General features: G+C 25.0%; 1 protein-coding gene. It reads left to right on the forward strand.

What is annotated here, in order from left to right; genetic code table 11:
• A partial coding sequence (locus tag ACMUOV_RS02595) for a hypothetical protein (protein ID WP_413853491.1) occupies positions 1-5,636 on the forward strand: 5,636 nt, incomplete at both ends.

The raw sequence follows: 5,636 nt of genomic DNA on the forward strand, positions 1-5,636 counted from the left end.
ACCGATAATATTAAACTTCAATAAAGAAAATTCACAAATTGATATTTTGAACGAAAATAAAGCAGGTGAAGAAGATGTATATAAAAAACTAATCACTTTTGCTTCTAAGCTTCGCGGATACGGTAAAGGTATTGAAGATATCAATGAGCAATTAAACCGTTTTCGTAAAAGCCACAACAAAGTTATTAAAACCGGAACGGAAAATACCGGTTGGCAATACTTTGATAATTTTAAAGATAATAAAAGAGAAATATCCCGTGCAAGTTTAAAATTAAATGACAATAAAAATGAAAATGTTCTTTATAGAGGGAAAAGCAAAAATTCTTTTATTGTTAAAATATCAGAACAAGATATGTTTTATGTAATGCCTTTTACTGCACCGTTTAAGCAAAAATCTTATGTCATAACGGCAAAAAACAATAATATTATGCAGGAAGGAGTGGAATATTTTTTCCCTTGGGCTTACGGTTTGGAAATTAAGGATGAAAAAGAAAATACCGTTATAACAAAAGCACAAGAATTAAATGAAAATATAAAAATAATTCCCGTTTCGGAATTTTCTCAGATAAAATTTGCAACCGTTACATTAGATGAATTATCAAGAAAATATTTTTCTAAAGGAACAAATATTTTGGAAAAACAAAATATTAAAGATAATATTGGCGAAAATATCTTTCTTGAGGATTTAATAAGATCTAATCCGGATCAAATCATTAATATTCTGAATAAAATTGATAAAAATATAAAAGAAGGTGAAAAAATAACAATTTATCCTTTACGAAATTATAATCACAAAAAAGTTAAAAGTGAAATATCCGAGCAGGATTACGATATGTTTGTTCAATTATATAAAAATTTAAATTCTGTTATTTCTAATTTTTGTGATAATTACAGAGACAAATTGTTTGATAATGAAAAAATTGATAATTTAGACGATAAAACAAAAACTGCTTTGGAAAAAGAATTAAGATACGGTCTTATAGAAATGATAAAAAATGCCATCGTTCACGGAAACCATTTGGATTTATCAAAACCGATAACAGTTGAATTTGATAAAGAAAATTTTCAAGTTAAAATATTAAATAATTTTTCAAAAGAAGAAACAAACTCCGTATTGCAGCATATTGCAGCTGTCGCGGGATTAGCGGGGTTCGGACTTGGAATAGAAAAAATGTCCGATCAAGATAATTTCTTCAATTATTCGGATAATTTTAATAATGAAGAAAGGACCAAATCTACAGCAAGTTTAAAATTAAAACAAAAAAACAATTCGAATAAAATAAAAAATGAAATAAAATCGAAAATAGATATTGAAGATAATATTGCTGAATTTTTTATTGAACATATAATCTCAATACCGGACAATGAATTGTTGAAAATTTTAAAAGGAACTAAATCTGAAATATTAAAAATGATATTTGACGAATGGGATAAAACTCTTTTTAATTTAGGACCTAATTCCGAAATAAGAAAAAAACTTAATAAAATAAATATTATTGTAGAAACAAACGACAATAACAGTATATCTTTCGGTTTATTGGGAATAAATGCAGAAAACGGAAATGTTTTAGACAGATATTTTGGAGAAGAAAAAATAAAAGATTTAATAGAAAATGTAAAAAATATTCATATAACATATATAGATGACAACGAATTTGACAATTACAAAGTACAATATGAAAAAACTTTAAATAAATATAGATTATCAAATAATAGGCATAAGTTTATTGAAAAAGAAATAATTAATAAAATGGGCTTTAACAGAGAAAACTTAATTACTTTAGGAACAAACGAATTTATAAAAGATAAAGAAAGCTTTAAAGAAAATTTATTTTCTTCTTTGCAAAAAGGTAATCTTGTTGCTTTGTTTCCTTTTTCTTCACCTGAAACATCTGCACAAGATTCAATATATAAATATAAATATGTAAATCGTGAATTTTTCAAACCTATATCTGCCTACTTATCCAAACAAATGAAAATAAATGCCGATAATGATATATCTGAAATTTTAAAAAATACTTTTGTTCACGGTAACAACCTCTCCTTTGATAAACCCATATTTTTATATATTAAAAACAACAGACTTTATATAACAAATGTAGTTGATAAGAAAAATATAGCCGGAAATTATCAAAAATCGTTAGCCGTTTTGGCAAATTTAACAGGATATCATCAAGGAATTGATTTTATAAAAAGTAATCCCCGGCTTGATTATAAGTATTCCGATATAGATAAACTTAAAACCGGTGATATTTATGAGGCATCAATAAAAATCGAAAAGATAAAAAGAAATGTCGAGTATAATGGAAAATATGCTAACAGTTACGATACTTCTTTTATAATTGAACTACCGGATAATAAAGGTTACAATTCAAAGTATATTTATATTCAACCGATAAAAGGCAAGTTGGCAGTTCGTGCCGTTGATGATAATGATAATTTAAATGATAGCAGACAAATAGAATATTTAAGCAAACTCGGAACGGAAAAATTGGAGCAATACGGTATAGAAGCAATAAAAGAAAATAATAAAGATTTTACTATAAGTTTTAAAGAAAATGTCAAATTTTATCGTCTGTATGATAAGAAAATAATTAATTTCGATTATGATAATGATTCAGTTAAAAAGAGAAATGAAGAAAATAAAGAATTTTTAAATAATATCGGAATTGATGCTTCTAAAAAAATAACAGATATCTCACAAGAAGAATTAAGTTCAGTAGAAGATACGAGTAATGTAAATATTGTTTTGAATTTACAGATGCTAAATAACAATGATGATGAAAAGAAAAAAAAGATTATAAGAAACAATATTAATTATGCTTTAAAAAATGGAATTCCGATAATAGTTTATCCGTATATAGGTAATGATATCAAAGATTTACCTGCTTTAAATAAACTTTTTGATATAACACTTCGTAAACTTCAATATTTTAAAAAGATATTTGCGGAAATAATATCTGAAAATTGGAAAATGGATAATAAAGATATAGAATTTTCTTTGTTTGAAATTTTAAAAAATTCAATAGTCCACGGAAATAATGCAGATTTGTTATCTCCTATAATAATAAAAACAAATATTGAAAATAATAAAATTACTGAAGTTCAAATAATAAACAATAACGATAATAATAAAAATTCAAACATTTATAAAAAATTTATAGCTACTGTAAGAGAATGGCACGGACAAGGGATAGGAATACAAAAAATGAGAAAATCCGAAAATATTGAATATTCGGATAATAGCCGTAATAAAGACAACAGAACTCCTAATGACAGATTGTGGATTACAACAATATCTAAAAAAGAAAATGCCATTGATAAAAAAAGTTTGTTTGACAAAATAAAAATTGATGAAGATACGGCAGATTATTTAATAAAAAGAGGATATATAAATCAAAATTGTATGGATAGTTTGTCAAATAACAATAAAACCGAATTTTTAATAAAATTATCAAATAATATGGAAGATATACTAAAAAGAAATGAATTTGAATTTGAAACTATTGAAAATGTCAATTTTGTTATAGAAAAAAAAGATGGGACATTGTTTTCTTTAAAACCGACGTATGTAAGCTATGGAGAATATAAATTAAACATAAAAGCAATAAACGGTGATCATTTTAATTTTTTAGCAAAAGAAAAGGATTTAAATGAATTGCGTAATGAATTATTGTCTTTTAATGATAAAACAAAAAACATTGATGATATCATTGAAACTATATATATTTTCAATGAAAGAGATTATATTGAGTATGAGCAAAAATACACGTATAACTTAAAGAATTTCAACTCTGATTTGGTAAAAAACATGCTAAACATGCATGATTTTGATAAAATTGATTTAAATAAAGAAAATATCGGTGTTTTTACATTGGATTCTTTTATAAAAGACAAAGAACAATTTATTTCGGATTTATTTAATTATTTAAGTCAAGGTAAAAAGATTGCATTATTTCCTTTCTCTTTGAAAGAAACTTCCATTAAAGATTCGATATTTATGTATCAATATTTGAATAAAGAATTTTTTGTGGAATTATCGAATATGCTTACACGGGAATTAAAAAAGAAATCGGATTTTAACATTACAAATAATTTCAGTATTGCCATAAATGAACTACTAAAAAATGCTTTTGTTCACGGTAATAATCTTGCCGTTGATAAGCCTATATTTTTATATGTGGAAGATAAAAAATTGTGTGTATCCAATATTGTTGATAAAGAAACAAATTTAACCAATTATCAAAAAATAGTTGCAGTATTGGCAAATTTAACAGGTATTCATACAGGTAATAATTTTATAAAAATGTTTATTCCTCAAGCCGATTATGAACATTCCGATACAGATAAACTTAAAACCGGTGATATTTATGAGGCATCAATAAAAGTTGGTAACATAAATTCAATTGAAAATAAAAAAATGGCAGGAATAAAAAATTCCAATTTATCCAAAGTTTATGAGTTTTTATTAAAAGGTATTCCGCCATCGTTAGTTAATATTTATGTTGTGTTAAAAGAAACATTGGAAATATTTTTCACTCCAACCAGCTTTAAAAATGCACATGAACATGGCAGGCAACAAGGTGCTAAAACATTGGTAAAACAAGCAGACATTTTAAAAAAGGTTGTAGCTGCACTTTCCTTAAGCGTAATTTCTTTATCGGTAATAACGGGAACATTACCTTTCTTGCTTGCTATTCAAATAATAATCGGAGCAGTTATATCAATGTTTGGTATTTCTGCAGCAACACACTATTACATTAATTATGAATTTATAAATGATGTAAAAGATGTAATAAACAAAAACAGAGAAAATATAAAAGATGGGATTTTAACGGTAAAAATTGTAAATAAAAATATTGACGAAGATATTAATATTAATAATATAAAATTAGTCAACAGCGGTTTAAAAATTAACGGAGAAATCGTTTGGATAAATAAAACAAATAAAGAGCTTGTTATATATTGTAAAGAACAAAATTATGAAGAAATTTTACCTGTTGCAAAAAACATCGCATTAAAAACCACAAAAGCAAATAAAGTAACCGAGTTTTGTGTCGATACAAGAGAAACTGCTCCTGAAATTACGGAAAAAGATGGTATTACAATAATAAATTCTTCCGTTTATAATGAATTAAAAGAAAATAAAATATCCGATACCGAAATAGCATCCGCAATAAAAGAAGCAAATATTATGGAACAAAAAACAAATACGTTGTATTCCGTATCGAAAAATAATCAGATATTTTTGGAATATGAAATAAAAGACGATATTTCTTACAATAATTTTATAAATAAAGTTTTGTCTGAAAATTTAGGATTCGGTTATGTTATAGATATTGAAACCGTTAATAAATACGGAAAAAATTTTGAAATGAAAATAGAACAAGCGAAAAAAGAAAAAAATATTAATATTTATATTAAAGGGAAAGATAAACAAATTAATTTTAAGAGAATTGAAAATTTTAATGACATAAAAACATTGGAAGAACAAATTGAAAAAGTTAATTTTTCCGAAGATATTCCTTTGATACCTGCTTCAAAATTATTTTCTTTGGTTGATAAAGAAAGATTTACCGATAAATTTGTAATGTTGAACAAATTGGCAAATTTGTTATTTATAAAAAGAGAGTATA

The organism is Candidatus Ruminimicrobium bovinum, from assembly GCF_902760015.1.
Lineage (GTDB): Bacteria > Elusimicrobiota > Endomicrobiia > Endomicrobiales > Endomicrobiaceae > Ruminimicrobium > Ruminimicrobium bovinum.